The following is a 15,358-nucleotide window of genomic DNA, read 5'->3' as shown; positions in this document are numbered from 1 at the left end:
TCAGGCGACGGCCTGGTAAGGCTCGCCGCGATCCTCGCCGCTGTCGCGGCGCGCGGCGCGGACCATCTGCAGGACGAAGTTGAGCTCGTCCATGTCGACATAGAAGGCGCGGGCGAGGCGGGCCGGGATCAGCTCCTCCGGAACGCCATGAGCGATCAGCTTCTGGACGGCGAGCAGAAGCTGGTCGCGGTCGGTGAGGCGGGTCTTGATATTGTCTTCCCGGCGCATTTGTCCCCCGATGTCTTCCCCGGCTGCCTTGGGCGGGCGGCCCTTCTACGACGACACGCAACGCGGATGCTGACAGAGGCGCCCGGCGGCAACGGCCGGGCGAATCACTGAACCTGATTATGCCGCACGAGAATCGGCCCGCAAGTGCAATCGCAGGGAGAAGGGAGGGTCAGAAGGCGAAGGAGGCCTGCGCCGGCTCGGCATTGGGAGAGGCGGCGTTTTCGAGCGCCAGCATCCGCTGCTTGGTTGCCGTGCCGCCGGGAGCGGAGAAGCCGCCGAGCTTGCCGCCGGCGGCGAGGATGCGGTGGCAGGGGATGATGAGAGGCACCGGATTGCGGCCGAGCGCCACGCCTGTCTCGCGCGCCGCCTGGGGGAAGCCGGCATCGGCGGCGAGCCCGCCATAGGTGGTGGTCTCGCCATAGGAGAGGCGGCGGGCGGCGGCATAGATGGCGCGGCGGAAGGGATCGACGCCGTCAAGATCGACGGGGAAGGCGGAGAAATCGACCCGCTCGCCGGAAAAATATCGCCGCGCGGCGGCGACGGCTTCGGCGATGATGCCCGCCGGCTCGGCCGCGCGGGAGCCCTCAAGAGGCCGGAGCATCCTCTCCTCCACCGGCTCGGGCCTGCCCATGGGCAGCATGAAGCGGCAGATGCCCCGCTCGTTCCAGGCGATGCCGGAGAAACCGAGATCCGTCTCGAAGAGGTGGTGGAAGGACATGGAAGGCGATTCCGCTACGATCCGGCGGCAAGTCTACCCTCCGCTCCAGTACAAATCAAGAACGGGCAAGCTCCCTCCAGCGCAGGCGAAACGCAATTGAAGAAGAGCCGCAGATCGGCTATGCCGTTTGCGGGCGCGAGGCAAAGCGAAACGGGGAGCTTGCAGGACATTGCCAGCCACTATCCGAGCCATCGGCCTTTGCGCGTTCCTTTCCATTCCACTTCTTGCCGGATGCAGCGCCGCGGGTGACAGCACCGCGACCCTTGCGCTCACCGATGCGGGGACGCCGGGGCAATCCGCTGCGGGCGAGGGGGATCCGGAGATCGTCGGCAAGAGCCTTGCGGCCGAGCAGGACGCCGAGATTTCCGGCGTGACCGCCCTTGCCACGCCCACGCCACGCCCTCAGCGGGAGGCGGTGGCGGCGGTCGAGGCGATCGCCGAGGGCAAGAGCGAAGCCGCTCCCGCGCCGAAGGCAGCGGCGGCGCTGCCCGGCGTGAAGGAGGGCGAGGAGCCGGTGGCCGCCGTCGCCTATGCCGATCCGGGCAGGAAGGGCAGGCTTGCCGCCGTCTCCGCCCTCGAGCAGAGCGGCAAGCCCCGCCCCGTGGCGGCGCGCAGCCCCGAGCTCGACGCGCTGATCGCCCGGTATGCCGCCCATTACGGGGTGCCGGAAAGGCTGGTGCGCCGGGTGGTGAAGCGCGAGAGCAATTTCAATCCGGCCGCGCGCAACCGCATCTATTGGGGCCTCATGCAGATCCGCCACGACACGGCGCAGACCATGGGCTATCGGGGGCCGGCGCATGGGCTGCTCGATGCGGAGACCAATCTCAAATACGCGGTGAAGTATCTGCGCGGCGCCTATATCACCGCCGGCGGCAACGAGGACCGGGCGGTGCGCTTCTACGCCGCCGGCTATTATTACGACGCCAAGCGCAAGGGCCTGCTGAAGGAGACCGGGCTGAGGAACTGACGCCGCGCCAAGCCGCGTCACCGCCCGCCTCGCGAACTCTATTCGGGGCGCGCTCACAGGCGGGCGGCCGCAGCGCGGCTCGACCACCTCTCCCCCGAGCGACGGGGGGAGAGGAACGCCCTGCTTCTCGCTCTGCCCCCCACCCCGGACCTTCGGTCCGACCCTCCCCCACGTGGGGGAGGGTGGCGCGCCGTGGTCATGGCCGGTCATTGCGGGCGGGCGGCTCCGCCGGCTCGGTCTTGGTTTCGACATAGGGCGCGAAAAGCATGTCCATCCTCTGCTCGACGCGGCCGATCTCCGCCATCCAGCCGAGCACGAGGCCCAGCGTGGCGCCCTGGAGCATGAGCAGGTCATCTTCGCCCCAGAGCAGCATGCACCCTTCGCCCTCCTTCCCCTGGAGTGTCCCCATGCAGCGGCCGGTCCTGGCGCAGCGCCGGTCGGGGCAGCGCTGCGGAAATCCACAATCGGCGGCGAGCAGGCGGAACATCAGATTCATCTCCGCGCGCGGCCAGGGCGGCAGGTCGAACGGGTCCTCCAGCTTTTGCGCGGGCATGGCCGCATAGGCCTCGTCAAGCTTGACCAGCAATGCAGCGAAGTGAGGGTCGATCTCGTTCATCTCGTATCCTTTCGGGGTGGTAAGGGTAAGGGCGCGTTTCTGCCCTCCGCTATGGCTCCGGGCGTTCGTCGTTGGAAAAGCCAAATCGTTGGCTTTTCCTGGCCTTCGGCCAGCACTCCTCACCGCCACGCCCGGCTTTCGCCGTCTGGCCATTGAAGAAGGTGGGAAGCGGGGCGCGTGATCCGAGCCTCTCTGTTAGTTAATCGTGGCGCGTCTCACGCGCCCCGCCGGCCGCTGTCCCGACATTGGCCGGTCACTCGGGCTTCTTCTCCGTCCCGGCTGCACCCAATGAAGGGGGTGGTCTCTGCCGGGCCGAAGGAAAAGCCCTAGCGGCTTCTCCGCGGTTTCCGCGATGCTGTCTGGAACCCAGCATCCGTTTTTCCGAAGCGCCGTCTGTCACCCAGCGCCCCGGCACCGCCGGCCTGTCGCGGGCCCTCATCATGCCTCCAGGTACCGATCCCTGGAGGGGGAGGTTGCCGCCGCTCTCCCGAACACCCGGTGCGCATCCGGTTCCCGCAAGAGCGATGGGACGGATTGTAAGAGGGCTGCAGGGGGTGGGGATAAAAAAACCGAAAAATCTTCTGGCCGAGTGCCGGTGCTAGCGAAAACAGGCACTTAGCTGCCAAAAAAATTCTCGGCCGGCAGAATCCATCCACACCCCGCGCCTCCTGCTCGGACCCGCAGTGGCATGATCTTCCGAGAACGGGGGCGCATCGCCCCAAAGAAGGTGACCTGCCCGCGCCGGCGTGAGATTGTCAGAGCGAAGGCGAAGAATGGAGACTCACATGCGCGACTGGAAACTCCCACGGGAAGGCGGGTGCCGCTGCGGCGCGGTTCGGGTGAGGGTGAGCGCCGCGCCGCTCGTCACCATGGCCTGCCACTGCACCGGCTGCCAGCGCATGAGCTCGTCGGCCTTCTCGCTCTCCGCCGCCATCCCCGCGCAAGGGTTTGAAGTTATCGAGGGCGAGCCCGTGCTGGGCGGGCGGCGCGGGCCTGAGGCGCATCACTATTTCTGCCCGCACTGCATGACCTGGATGTTCACGCGGCCGGAGGGCATGGACTGGTTCGTCAACCTGCGGCCCACCATGCTGGACGGGGCGGAAGACTTCGCGCCGTTCATCGAGACCTGGACCTCCGAGAAGCTGGCCTTTGCGCAGACGGGGGCGGTGCATTCCTACGAGGCGCTGCCGCCGCTGGATGCCTATGAGGGGCTGATGAAGGAATTTGCGGCGTGGGAGGGGTGAGGTTCCTGCTGGCCATCGGAGTTTGTCCGCTGCGAGTGGCTCTGCTGCGCGGACGAAGAGGAACCCCTCACTTGCGATTTCTAACACTTAGCCTCCGCCGCCTCTCGCGGTTTCGACCCCGCGCCCGTCCGCAATGCCTGCACCGCGAGAGGGCGTCTCCGGCTAAGATGTTGAAATCGCTTTTGAGCCGGGTCCCCGCTGCTTCGCAGCGTCCCGGCGTTCGCTGGCCTTTCATCGTGCCACTGGCACGATGAATTCGCCTTCGGCGAACCGGCGGCTCACCCCGCGAGGGGAGAGACAGGGCGCTCTGCATCGGCCTCGCCGCCAAATCGCAGAGGTTGGCGAATTGCGGAAGCATTGATGCGGGCGGTATCTCCCCCCTTGCGGGCGAGAAGGCAAATTCTTGGACTTGGGCGGCTTTTCCGCCGAAGCCCATAGGGCGGAGGCGGCGCCCATGTCCTTAGAGTTTGCAAGAGAGGGGGTAATGCTACCTCCCAATCCCACCTTTCGCCTCATGCAGGATCGTGAGGCAGACGCCATCGAGGTTCTTCACCACCTCGTCGTTCCAGAAGCGCAGTGTCTTGAAACCCTGCGCTTCAAAATGCCTGTCGCGGACGAGGTCGCGGATGGATTCCGAATGCTGGCCGCCGTCCAGTTCGACGATCAGCCGCGCCTCGAAGCAGACAAAATCGAGGATGTAGCCGTCGATCGGCACCTGCCGCTTGAACTTCAGGCCTTCGAGTTTCCTGTTGCGCAGCGCCTGCCAGAGAAGGTTTTCGGGCTTGGTCGCGTCGGCCCGCATGGTGCGGGCGAAGCTGCGGTGCGGCGGCGGGACAGACTGGTGCGGCATGGTGCAGAGATACCCCTCATTAGAACCCCTCACTTGCGATTTCTAACACTTAGCCTCCGCTTCGCTCCAGCTAAGATGTTGAAATCGCTTTCTCTCCCGCAAGGGGAGAGATATCGCCGGCATCGGCCTTGCCGCCAATCGCAGAGGTTGGCGATTTGCTGAAGCGAATGCGCCGCCTCTATCTCCCCCCTTGCGGGGAGAAAGCAAATTCTTGGGTTTGGCGAAGCCAAGCCCTTAGAATGTGCAAGAGAGGGGTGGTTCTGCTGCGTTGACGAGGGATACCCCTCACTTGCGATTTCTAACACTTAGCCTCCGCTTCGCTCCAGCTAAGATGTTGAAATCGCTTTCTCCCCCGCAAGGGGGAGATATCGCCGGCATCGCCCCCGGCGCGGTCGTTCCGCTACACTGCGTTGACAATAAGCGCGGGCTTATTTGTTTAACAGGTCCTGAATAGATTCAGCGGCTTCTGCTCCCAGGGTCACTCCAGACCTAAGTTCAGTGATTAATCTGTCGAGTGTCTCGACAACTCGACGTTTTGCTTTATTAATATCTCCTGTCATTCTCGGCAAACTAGCGGCAGCCTCTCTAAAGCCGCCGATGCTTTTCAAGGTTTCACTGATCGAGTCGTTCATTTCGTTTATTGTTGCTAGCGCAGTCCGGAGGTCCGATTTGTATGTTTCGCCTTGCGCAAAGTCCGCTCCAAGGTGAATTGATTTGAGCAGTGCGTTTAATCCGTTGCTCATGCGTCGTTGGAATAGCGGAATTTCTGTATCGGTTCGCTCGGAGAATTGTACAAGATCCAATGAAAGGCGCGCCATCAACTTTTTCGCCTCTTGTCGCACGGTTCTGGGGTCGTGCTCTATACGGGGCAATACTCCAATCTCGGATGTTGCGTCGTTTATCTTTTTTGTTAATTCATCCATATATATATGCATCCTATTTGTTATTTCGGCTAAGGCCTGAAATTCTTCTTCCATTATGTCGGTAAGATCAATTATACCAAAGTCTTCGTCTATGGGCTCTGTAGCGCAGCCGTCATCTTTTGAAGGTTCGTTGGCCTTTGCATAGGTAGCCCCCCGCGATTGTTCCGCCGGCTTCCATTTTTGGGTAATTCGCGACAGATGTATTCGAAGTAGTTTTTCGAAATCATTTACGTCTTTGTAAGGCCAATAAAGTGCGCCCTTCTCACCAAGGCTCTGCCGGAACTCTTGAACACTTAACAGTTCTCTTGCATCGATTTGCGATATCGACAGAGGGGGGCTATCTCTGAAGTAAAACATTACATCGACAGAATTAGGGAGCTCCTGTACTCTCTGCCGAGCGCGTTCAAACTCCTCAACTGTCCCGGACCCGTACCTACCCGTGGGGGTACCGAACCGGTGCCACATTATGCCGATGAAAATATCGTAGTCGTCTGGAATCTGGGTATTCACCACGTCTTGCGGATCAGTTCCTATACCTGGATACGCATGGGTCTCCCATTTGACCAAGTCCAACCTCAGGCCAAGCTGGCGACTCCAGGTGATATTGAGTTCTCGGACAATCTCTTCGAGTTTATTGCGTTCTTCAGCTACGTCGTTTGGTGAAGCAGCAAAGACGGTTAGGATATGCTCTTTTCTGGCCATATAGAGCACCTGTCGACTAGCGAATTGATTCTGGCAAATATCGCTTTTGTCGACTTTGGTTTCAATTCTTCTTTCAAAAATACCCCTGCAGCGGCCGGACCTCCAAACTCCCCGCCTTGAGCGCCGCGATCGCTTCCACCACCGCATCCGCGCCGGCCATGGTGGTGTAATACGGCACCTTCTGCATCAGCGTCGCGCGGCGGAGGGACTTTGAGTCCGAGACCGCCTTCTGGCCGTCGGTCGTGTTGAAGACGAGCTGGACCTGGCGGTTGCGGATCGCGTCCTCGATGTGCGGGCGGCCTTCCAGCACCTTGTTGATCTTTTCAGCTTCGACGCCGTTCTCGCGCAGGAAGCGCGCCGTGCCGCCGGTCGCAAGAATCTTGAAGCCGAGGTCGGCAAGGCGGCGGACCGCGGGCAGCACGCGGGGTTTGTCTTCGTCACGGACCGAGACGAAGAGCGTGCCGGAGCGGGGAAGGTCCACGCCGGCGCCGAGCTGGGCCTTGGCGAAGGCAAGGGCGTAGTCGCGGTCGAGGCCCATGACCTCGCCGGTCGATTTCATCTCCGGGCCAAGCAGGATGTCGACGCCGGGGAAGCGGGCGAAGGGGAAGACGGCTTCCTTGACCGCGATGTGGCCGAGATCGCCGATGGCGGGCAGGGTGCCGTAGGTGGCGAAGGCCTCCTGCAGCGTCTCGCCGGCCATGACGCGCGCGGCGATTTTTGCGATGGGCCGGCCGATGGTTTTCGCCACGAAGGGGACGGTGCGGGAGGCGCGCGGGTTGACTTCGAGGACAAAAACCTCGCCGTCCTTGACGGCATATTGCACATTCATCAGGCCGCCGACATGCAGCGCCTTGGCAAGCGCCGTGGTCTGGCGCTCGAGCTCGGCCACGATTTCGGGCGGGAGCGAGTGGACGGGGAGGGAGCAGGCGCTATCGCCCGAGTGGATGCCCGCCTCCTCGATGTGCTCCATGATGCCGCAGACAAAGACTTCGCGGCCGTCGGCGAGGCAGTCGACGTCGACCTCGATCGCTTCGGTGAGATAGGTGTCGAAGAGGAGGGGGTTCTTGGACAGAAGCGTGTTGATCTGGCCGGTCTTGTCGGCCGGGTATTTCTGGCGGATCTCTTCGGGCACGAGGCCGGGAACCGTGTCGAGCAGGTAGGACTGCAGGCGCGTGTCGTCCCAGATGATCTGCATGGCGCGGCCGCCGAGCACATAGGACGGGCGCACGACCAGCGGGAAGCCGAGCTCGGCGGCGATGACGCGGGCCTGCTCGACCGAATAGGCGATGCCGTTCTTCGGCTGCTTGAGGCCAAGCTTCTGCAGGAGTTTCTGGAAGCGGTCGCGGTCTTCGGCAAGGTCGATGGCGTCGGGCGAGGTGCCGAGGATCGGGATGCCGGCGCGCTCCAGGGCGTCGGCGAGTTTGAGCGGCGTCTGGCCGCCGAACTGGACGATGACGCCAACGAGCTCGCCCTTCTGCTGCTCGACGCGGAGGATTTCGAGCACGTCCTCGGGGGTCAAGGGCTCGAAATAAAGGCGGTCGGACGTGTCGTAGTCGGTCGAGACGGTTTCCGGGTTGCAGTTGACCATGATCGACTCGAAGCCGGCCTCGGCCAGCGCGAAGCAGGCGTGGCAGCAGCAATAGTCGAACTCGATGCCCTGGCCGATGCGGTTCGGCCCGCCGCCGAGGATGACCACCTTGCGGCGGTCGGAAACGCGGGACTCGTCGGCCGGCTGGCCGGCGAAGGGCGTCTCATAGGTGGAATACATATAGGCGGTGGGGGCGGCGAACTCGGCCGCGCAGGTGTCGATGCGCTTGTAGACCGGGTGGACGCCGAGGGAATGGCGAATCCTGCGAACCTCTTCGGCGTCTTTCTTCACAAGCGAGGCGAGGCGGGAATCGGAAAAGCCCATGGCCTTCAGCATGCGGAAATTGGCGGCGTCGGCGGGCAGGCCATGCTCGCGGATGCGCTCCTCCATGGCGACGATGGAGGCGATCTGCTCCAGGAACCAGGGATCGATGTGGCACATGGCGTGGACGTCCTCGATGGACGTGCCCATGCGGATCGCCTGCGCCACCATGCGCAGCCGGTCGGGCGTGGGGGTGCCGAGCGCGGCGCGGATGGCGTTCCTGTCGTCCGGGCCGTTGTCGCCCAGGCCGGGGATCTCGATCTCGTCGAGGCCGGTGAGGCCGGTTTCAAGGCCGCGCAGGGCCTTCTGCAGGCTCTCGGCGAATGTGCGGCCGATCGCCATGACCTCGCCGACGGATTTCATGGCGGTGGTGAGGACCGGCTCGGCGCCGGGGAATTTTTCAAACGCGAAGCGCGGGATCTTTGTGACAACGTAGTCGATGGAGGGCTCGAAGGAGGCGGGCGTGGCGCCGCCGGTGATGTCGTTTTCGAGCTCGTCCAGCGTGTAGCCGACGGCGAGCTTTGCGGCGACCTTGGCGATAGGGAAGCCGGTGGCCTTGGAGGCAAGCGCGGAGGAGCGCGAGACGCGCGGGTTCATCTCGATGACGACCATGCGGCCGTCGGCGGGGTTGATGGCGAACTGCACGTTGGAGCCGCCGGTCTCCACGCCGATCTCGCGCAGGACGCGAATGGAGGCGTTGCGCATGCGCTGGTATTCCTTGTCGGTCAAGGTCAGCGCCGGGGCGACGGTGATGGAATCGCCGGTGTGGACGCCCATCGGGTCGAGATTCTCGATGGAGCAGACGATGATGCAATTGTCCGCCTTGTCGCGGACGACCTCCATCTCGAACTCCTTCCAGCCGAGCACCGATTCCTCGATCAGGACTTCCGTGGTGGGCGAGGCGTCGAGGCCGGAGGAGACGATGTCGAAGAATTCCTGCCGGTTGTAGGCGATGCCGCCGCCCGTGCCGCCCAAAGTGAAGGAGGGGCGGATGATGGCGGGAAGGCCCACCACGTCGAGCGCCTGGGCAGCCACGGCCATGGCGTGGCTCATATAACGCTGCTTGCGGTCGCCCTCGCCGCGCTGCCATTCGGCTTCAAGCGCATCCAAGGCCGCGTCGAGCTCGGCGCCCGAATATTTGGCGCGGATCTCGGCGCGCTGCGCCTCGTGCGTCTTGCGGTCCGCCTCTTTGACTTCGGTCGCGTTGGCGAGCATGGATTTGGGCGTCTCCAGCCCGATCTTGCGCATCGCCTCGCGGAAGAGGGCGCGGTCCTCGGCCTTGTCGATGGCCTCGGCATTGGCGCCGATCATCTCGACATTGTAGCGCTCGAGCACGCCCATGCGGCGGAGAGAGAGGGCAGTGTTGAGCGCGGTCTGGCCGCCCATGGTGGGGAGCAGCGCGTCCGGCCGCTCCTTGGCGATGATCTTTGCCACCACCTCCGGTGTGATCGGCTCGACATAGGTGGCGTCGGCCAGCTCCGGGTCGGTCATGATGGTGGCGGGGTTCGAGTTGACCAGGATGACGCGGTAGCCCTCGCCCTTGAGCGCTTTCACCGCCTGGGTGCCGGAATAGTCGAACTCGCTGGCCTGGCCGATGACGATGGGGCCGGCCCCGATGATCAGGATCGACTTAATGTCGGTGCGCTTGGGCATGAAGAGGTCCCGTGTCTTGTTCGCGCGAAAGCCGGGACGGGCAGGGCCGGCCGGCGCGCGGAGAAATTCTGCTGTCAGGCTAGGCGGGCCTTATAGGCAAGACTTGGGCGCCAGGGAACCCCAAAAGCGCGGGTGCCGGCGACATAAGGCCTTGGCGACACGGAAAACGACATGCCCCTTCGCGCCCCCCTCTGCCCTGCCGGGCATCTCCCCACAAGGGGGAGATCGGGCGGCCGCATGGCCGCGCTATGCCGGTCGGCGAAGGCCGCTTCTTACGGAAGCGAGAAGTCGAAGCGGTAGGTGGCTGAAAGGCCGAAGCTGAGCTGGTTGGCCGAGCCGCGCTCCTCCACCAGGCTCGAGTCGGCGGCCGGACCCATCAGCCGCTCATATTCGGCAAAGATGCTGGTGGTGATCTTCTCGGTCGTTTGCCAGGTGAGCGCGCCGCCCGCGCCCACCGACTTGATGCCGCCGCCGGGATCGTATCGAGACAGGCCGGACTCGACGGCATCTTCCGCGTCGACCCCGTAATGGGCGTCGAAATATTCCTGGCTGGCGAAGGAGATGCGCGGGCCGCCGGAAAGGCGCAGCGTCGGCGTCAGGTCGGTAAAGGCATCGGCGGCGACATCGGCGACGATGCCCTCGTGGGAGCGGAAGCCGCGGCGCACCTCGCCGCGGATGCGCAGCCAGTCCGTCGGGTAGACCTCGGCGAAACCGCCCACCTCCACGCCGAAGCGCACGGGGTCAAGGCCTTCGAGCTCGTCGGCGGTGTCGCCGTCGCGCCGGAAGACGAGCTTGCCGGCAATGCCTGCCCTGAAAGTCTGGGTGTCGATGAAGGCAAGGGAGATATTGTCGTTGCGCGAGGAGAAGGGAACCGAGGAGCCCTGCCGGCCAAGGGAGATGATCGGCTGGATGGTGAAGGCCCGGCGCTCGGCCCCTTCGAATTTCGGCGCGACGAGGCCGACGGCCCCGACAGTCAAATACCAGTCGCCGGACCAGGGGTAGCGCGGGCGCTCCTGCGCCCCGGCTAGAGGTATGCCGACAATCATGGCGAGGAGCAGGGAGCCTGGAAGGACGGGCAACAGGCGCTTGGACACGGTCGACTCCACAGGATGGCTTGAAGATGCCGGGAACCTAGGCGCCCGTCCGTAAAAATTGATTAAAACTGTAAAGTTGCGGCGGTCAATCACTGAATTAACTCCCCGCCAGGCTGCCGGTCACGGCGGGGGCGCCGGCGGAACCTACCGGCTCAACCCTCTTCCTCCAGCACCGGGCGCTTCTCGGGCGGAGGCAGGTTTATCGCCGTGGCGATGATCGAATCGAGGAGGCCGGGAAAGCGCGCGTCGAGGTCGGCGCGGCGCAGGGTGATGAGCCGCGAGGTGCCGCGCGGCTCCACCCGCACGATGCCGGCCTCGCGCATTTTTGCCACGTGGTAGGTCAGATTGGATTTCGAGGTGAGGTCGGAAAAATGCGAGCAGGTGAGGGCCCGGCCTTCCTGCCGCGCTAGGTCGCCCAGAATGGCAAGGCGCGTGGAATCGCCGAGAACGGCGAGAACCGTGGCAAGATCGATCTGGTCGGGGGGCGGATGCGGCAGCATGATGTGAAATTAGTCAATCCTGCCGGCGGCGCAAGCGGGGGTGCATTGAAGCGAGCCGCCGCCTGCGAGCTGCGTTCCGCAGATCCTCTCCGGGCGGCGGGAGGGAAGTCGTGACGGCCACGAGCTAGAAGCGCGAGAAACCCACGAATGGCTTCGTGATACGCACCCGGTCTCCGAGGAAGCGCGCCAGACCGGCGGCGACCTCTTCACTGGGGTTCCCGTACACCTCGAAGCTCTCGACCGTACAATGCTCTGACACGGCTTGAATGTACGGATCCGAAAGCTCCCAGTGACGCAACACGTCGTCGGAGTTCCTGTAAAGCTGGAAACTGACCGCGCGCATGTGGTCCTCATCGATGTAGGTTCGGACCATCAGCTGCGGAGCATGCTGTTCAACGAATTCGACAGCCCGCCGCACCGCGTCGCGAAAGGGTTCCAAGCTGCCGGGGGTGATCTGCATGACGTTTCGGAAAAGTATCTGGTCGGACATCCAAAAGCTCCTTTTGCTGACCGGAGCGATAGATGGAATGTCAACCCAAGTTGAGGTCAAGGGACCCGGACCGACCTTCCTGAGTGAAGGCCGGCCCTGAACAGCTTCAATGCCGCCGCTCTTGATGCAGCGCCTTCTCGACGCTGTTCTGTTCCCCGCCGTCATCAGGACGGTTCAGCGTAATCGTGCAGCGGATGAGGCTATTCCAGTCCGGGCCGTGCTCGATGATGAGATGCAGGTCCGAAATTTCTTCGAAATAGTGCTCGACACTCTCCGGCCCCTCGACGGTCGAGTATTCGACGACGGCTTTCCAGCGCTTATCGCCGTGCAGCGTGACTATGTTGCTCATTCGGCGCTTCCCGCAGACGGTCGAACCGCTGCTGCAACGGAAGACCTATCGGCATGTGGCGGCTGGCATGCCGGCAAGGCCGAGATCGTCCGGTCCGGCTGAAGCCGCTCTCGGTGGCTTTCGGAGCCAATCAACTATCGCCCTTCCGGCGCGGCGTGACGGCCTTCGCGGCAAGCTTGATCTGGTTTCCGAACGAATTTTCAACCTTCGGCGGGGCCTTCACCTGTTTCGGCTTCCGCTGTTCCCGGCTGCTGCGCTTCTGTCCCTTTGCCATTGTCATTGTTCCTTTCGTCGGGGCGTATGTGTCCCATGTCCACCGGTGCGCTGACCAGCTCGAGGTTGCTTTCGGCCGCCACCCGCTCGTGGCGTTCCTCCTCGCTGCGGATCCGGTATTGCAGGGAGTTGTCCCGTGCCGGCATTGTAGCGGTGACGCGATAGAACTCGGCAGCGTTCGGAGGCAGCCCTACCTGACCCCTCAGGCGGACCATCTGTCCGACACTAAACAGGTGAGTCTCGCTCTGCCCAGAGCCTCTGCGCATACGGGTCTCGCGGGTTGAAGCGGTCATGCCCGATCCTTCGCGATAGCGGCTTCAAGCTCGTCCGGGTCTATCGATACCATCTGTCGTGTCAGGCTCGGCACCGCTATCGCCGGCAGGTGGATGTATGTTGCCACCCGCCGATAGGCGGTGATCGAGGCTTCGAGCAGCTCCTCATCCTGCTCCACTTCGTACTCACCGGCGGGTTGAGCAGCGTCGAGGCCGGAGAGCACAAACTCCGATGAGAAGCGAACGATGGATCTGGTGGTGCGGATTGGCATGGCCGTGGTCTCCGAAAGTATCCGGACGGGCTTAACCCGCCGCGGAAGCGAGCGCCCGAGCCTCTGCGCCGACTGCGCAACCTTGGCCGCGAACACCGACCAGGCTAGGCCGCATGTCGGTGACACCTGCGCGGGGCGAAGTTGAAGATCAGAAGGATGATGGAGGCTCGTGTCTGACACCGCAGATGAGCCAGCCCCGGCCAATCAACGGATCAAGTCATAGACGACAATTGCGTTCCAATTACGGCCCCTGCTTATTACCGTGGCGAGACTATTTTTAACAAAGACTTGTATTCTGTAGCACTCTTACCCATCTGTAAACTATCGATCTTGTTTCTGAACTTTGGGCGGCTGGGCTTCTGTCCAGCCATTTTTTTGCCAGCCGTCGGAGGAGGTCACGTCATGACCCAGACCATCACCAAGGATACCCTGTTCCAGCCTGCACCAACGAGAGCGCAGAGCAAGGCGGATCTGACAAACAGCACCGCGCGTGCGATCATCAAGGCGGAAACAGATGCACGCGAGGCCAAGACTCTGAGGCTGAAGCAGGCGCGTCTGGAAATGGAGGCGCGGCGACCCGCGCCCGTACCGGCGAAAGCCGCAAAATCGCGCGCGCCGAAGGCTGCAGCAAAGAAAAACCGCCGGCCGGCAGGCCGCCGCGCTGCCTGAGCGCGCATTGCGCCGTCCGTTGTCAACTGCGCCCCTACAGGGGCCCACACTTTCTGGAAGCCCTGTGAAAACCGACCTTGCCGCCGCCACCCATAAACAAAGTGACGGGCGATCCTGGACCAAGATCCTTGCCCAGTACCGCGAACCCAACCCAGTCCGCAGCACGGCCGAGATAGCTGTCACCGCGCTGCCCTTCATTGCGCTATGGGCGTTGGCGGCGGTGGCCGTCGTTCACGGCCAGTGGTGGGGGCTCCTGCTGACCATCCCCGCTGCGGGCTTCCTGGTTCGCCTCTTCATCCTGCAGCACGACTGCGGCCACGGCACCTTGTTCTCGCGCCGCGGCCTCAACGACTGGACAGGACGCGTCATCGGTGTGTTCACCCTGACGCCCTACGACTACTGGCGCCGCACCCATGCCGTCCATCATGCATCGGCCGGCAATCTCGACAAAAGGGGTATCGGCGATGTCAGCACCCTCACGGTGCGGGAGTATCGCGCACTGCCCTGGTGGGGCCGTCTGCGCTATCGGCTCTATCGCCATCCGTTGGTGATGTTCGGTCTCGGACCGGCCTGGCTGTTCGTCTGCCAATACCGGCTGCCCTTCGGCCTCATGCGCGCAGGGGTACAGCCCTGGACGTCCACGATCGCCACCAATCTGGGAATTGCCCTTCCGGTCGCCGGCCTCATCTGGCTCATCGGGATAGGACCCTTCCTGATGGTGCAGGTGCCGATCACCTTGATGGCCGCCACCGCCGGTGTCTGGCTGTTCTACGTCCAGCACCAGTTCGAGGAGACGCACTGGGCCGAGGGCGAGGATTGGCAGTTCCAGCACGCGGCACTGCACGGCAGCTCGCATTACGACCTGCCATGGCTCTTGCGCTGGTTTTCCGGAAATATCGGCATCCACCACGTACACCACCTGTCGGCAAAGGTGCCGTTCTATCGGTTGCCGGAGGTGCTGCGGGACCACCCGGACCTGCGCGACATCGGCCGCCTCACGATCATGGAGAGCCTGCGCTGCGTCAAACTGGTGCTATGGGACGAAAGCGGCAAGCGCCTCGTCTCCTTCCGTGAAGCACAAGCGGCAGGTTGATTCCAAACCGTCGATCTTCTTCTCGCCTTCCTGCCGCAATGCGTCTCCAGTACCGAGCCAGACGCGCGCTGCAGCGCAGGCCGAGCTTTCTTGCGTGTGCTGGGCGCTGTCGGAGCGGTAGGCGCCCCCTGGCGAGCGTAGCAAGCGGTTAATCGGTGCCGCGCTAGAATGCGCGGCATGTATGAACGCGCTAGCCAGAAGCCGATCTCGCGAACGGCCTTTTTGGGACGCATGGCCCGCCATTTCAGTGCGGTGCTTGCCGCCCTTCTCGGCTCGATCGGCATTGGCATGGCGGGCTATATGGCGCTCGAGGGGCTCGACCCGCTCAACGCCTTCCTCCACTCGGCTTCTATCCTCGGCGGGCTGGGCCTCGTGGAGGTGCCGCGCAGCACCGCGGGCAAGCTGTTCGCCAGCTTCTATGCCCTCTATGCGGGCCTCTTCTTCTTCGCCGCCTTCGGCATCATCATCGCGCCCGTGCTGCACAGGATCGTGCACAAGTTCCATTGGGAGAGCGATCAGAGCGGGGGCGGCTGAGC

At 63.5% G+C, this 15,358-nt stretch carries 17 protein-coding genes; 5 read left to right on the top strand and 12 right to left on the bottom strand.

The genetic code is table 11. The annotated features are described in order from the left end of the window. Together RIN79_RS03090 and RIN79_RS03085 are read right to left on the bottom strand one after the other, a co-directional pair. Complete coding sequence (locus tag RIN79_RS03090; protein WP_309083156.1) at positions 1-228, bottom strand: hypothetical protein; 228 nt, start codon at positions 226-228, stop codon at positions 1-3. Positions 229-397: 169 nt separating this feature from the next. Further along, the gene (locus RIN79_RS03085; RefSeq protein WP_309083155.1) at positions 398-946 is read right to left on the bottom strand and encodes a methylated-DNA--[protein]-cysteine S-methyltransferase; all 549 of its coding nucleotides are present in this window, start codon (positions 944-946) and stop codon (positions 398-400) included. A 169-nt stretch (positions 947-1,115) separates the two neighbouring features. On the opposite strand from RIN79_RS03085, the gene RIN79_RS03080 reads away from it, so the two are divergent. Next, positions 1,116-1,913, top strand: a complete 798-nt coding sequence (locus tag RIN79_RS03080) for a lytic transglycosylase domain-containing protein (RefSeq protein WP_309083154.1) — start codon at positions 1,116-1,118, stop codon at positions 1,911-1,913. 196 nt (positions 1,914-2,109) lie between these two features. Here RIN79_RS03080 and RIN79_RS03075 read toward each other — a convergent pair whose 3' ends face one another. Beyond that, on the bottom strand, positions 2,110-2,529 hold the full coding sequence (locus RIN79_RS03075) for a hypothetical protein (protein WP_309083153.1): 420 nt from the start codon (positions 2,527-2,529) through the stop codon (positions 2,110-2,112). A gap of 785 nt (positions 2,530-3,314) precedes the next feature. On the opposite strand from RIN79_RS03075, the gene RIN79_RS03070 reads away from it, so the two are divergent. Further along, positions 3,315-3,773 carry a GFA family protein gene (locus RIN79_RS03070; RefSeq protein ID WP_309083152.1) on the top strand — a complete coding sequence of 153 codons (459 nt, stop codon included), beginning with the start codon at positions 3,315-3,317 and terminating at the stop codon, positions 3,771-3,773. 487 nt (positions 3,774-4,260) lie between these two features. Here RIN79_RS03070 and RIN79_RS03065 read toward each other — a convergent pair whose 3' ends face one another. From RIN79_RS03065 to RIN79_RS03025, 9 genes are all read right to left on the bottom strand, one after another. After that, on the bottom strand, positions 4,261-4,656 hold the full coding sequence (locus tag RIN79_RS03065) for an endonuclease domain-containing protein (protein WP_375165865.1): 396 nt from the start codon (positions 4,654-4,656) through the stop codon (positions 4,261-4,263). 395 nt (positions 4,657-5,051) lie between these two features. Continuing rightward, the gene (locus tag RIN79_RS03060; RefSeq protein WP_309083151.1) at positions 5,052-6,248 is read right to left on the bottom strand and encodes a DUF4062 domain-containing protein; all 1,197 of its coding nucleotides are present in this window, start codon (positions 6,246-6,248) and stop codon (positions 5,052-5,054) included. A gap of 73 nt (positions 6,249-6,321) precedes the next feature. Then, positions 6,322-9,810, bottom strand: a complete 3,489-nt coding sequence (gene carB / locus RIN79_RS03055; RefSeq protein WP_309083150.1) for a carbamoyl-phosphate synthase large subunit — start codon at positions 9,808-9,810, stop codon at positions 6,322-6,324. Positions 9,811-10,082: 272 nt separating this feature from the next. After that, entirely contained in the window at positions 10,083-10,904 is an 822-nt protein-coding gene (locus RIN79_RS03050; protein WP_375165864.1) for a MipA/OmpV family protein, read from the bottom strand. Between the two features lie 152 nt (positions 10,905-11,056). Then, complete coding sequence (locus RIN79_RS03045) at positions 11,057-11,407, bottom strand: helix-turn-helix transcriptional regulator (RefSeq protein ID WP_309083320.1); 351 nt, start codon at positions 11,405-11,407, stop codon at positions 11,057-11,059. A 121-nt stretch (positions 11,408-11,528) separates the two neighbouring features. Continuing rightward, complete coding sequence (locus RIN79_RS03040) at positions 11,529-11,894, bottom strand: hypothetical protein (protein ID WP_309083149.1); 366 nt, start codon at positions 11,892-11,894, stop codon at positions 11,529-11,531. Positions 11,895-12,000: 106 nt separating this feature from the next. Further along, positions 12,001-12,243, bottom strand: coding sequence for a hypothetical protein (locus RIN79_RS03035; protein ID WP_309083148.1), 243 nt, complete (start codon positions 12,241-12,243; stop codon positions 12,001-12,003). Positions 12,244-12,443: 200 nt separating this feature from the next. Continuing rightward, on the bottom strand, positions 12,444-12,809 hold the full coding sequence (locus RIN79_RS03030; RefSeq protein ID WP_309083147.1) for a hypothetical protein: 366 nt from the start codon (positions 12,807-12,809) through the stop codon (positions 12,444-12,446). Continuing rightward, the gene (locus RIN79_RS03025; RefSeq protein WP_309083146.1) at positions 12,806-13,060 is read right to left on the bottom strand and encodes a hypothetical protein; all 255 of its coding nucleotides are present in this window, start codon (positions 13,058-13,060) and stop codon (positions 12,806-12,808) included. The genes RIN79_RS03030 and RIN79_RS03025 overlap by 4 nt, the downstream gene beginning before the upstream one ends. 402 nt (positions 13,061-13,462) lie before the next feature. Between RIN79_RS03025 and RIN79_RS03020 the strand changes: the two genes are divergently transcribed. The 3 genes from RIN79_RS03020 (at position 13,463) to RIN79_RS03010 (ending at position 15,356) form a co-directional block, all read left to right on the top strand. After that, complete coding sequence (locus tag RIN79_RS03020) at positions 13,463-13,729, top strand: hypothetical protein (RefSeq protein WP_309083145.1); 267 nt, start codon at positions 13,463-13,465, stop codon at positions 13,727-13,729. Positions 13,730-13,793: 64 nt separating this feature from the next. Continuing rightward, positions 13,794-14,822 (top strand): fatty acid desaturase, encoded by a 1,029-nt coding sequence (locus RIN79_RS03015; RefSeq protein ID WP_309083144.1) that lies wholly within the window; start codon positions 13,794-13,796, stop codon positions 14,820-14,822. Positions 14,823-14,999: 177 nt separating this feature from the next. Then, entirely contained in the window at positions 15,000-15,356 is a 357-nt protein-coding gene (locus RIN79_RS03010; RefSeq protein WP_309083143.1) for a hypothetical protein, read from the top strand. The last annotated feature ends 2 nt before the right edge of the window (positions 15,357-15,358 follow it).

It is taken from the genome of Chelativorans sp., assembly GCF_031180965.1.
Lineage (GTDB): Bacteria > Pseudomonadota > Alphaproteobacteria > Rhizobiales > Rhizobiaceae > Chelativorans.
This window is presented reverse-complemented; position numbering and strand designations above follow the sequence as displayed.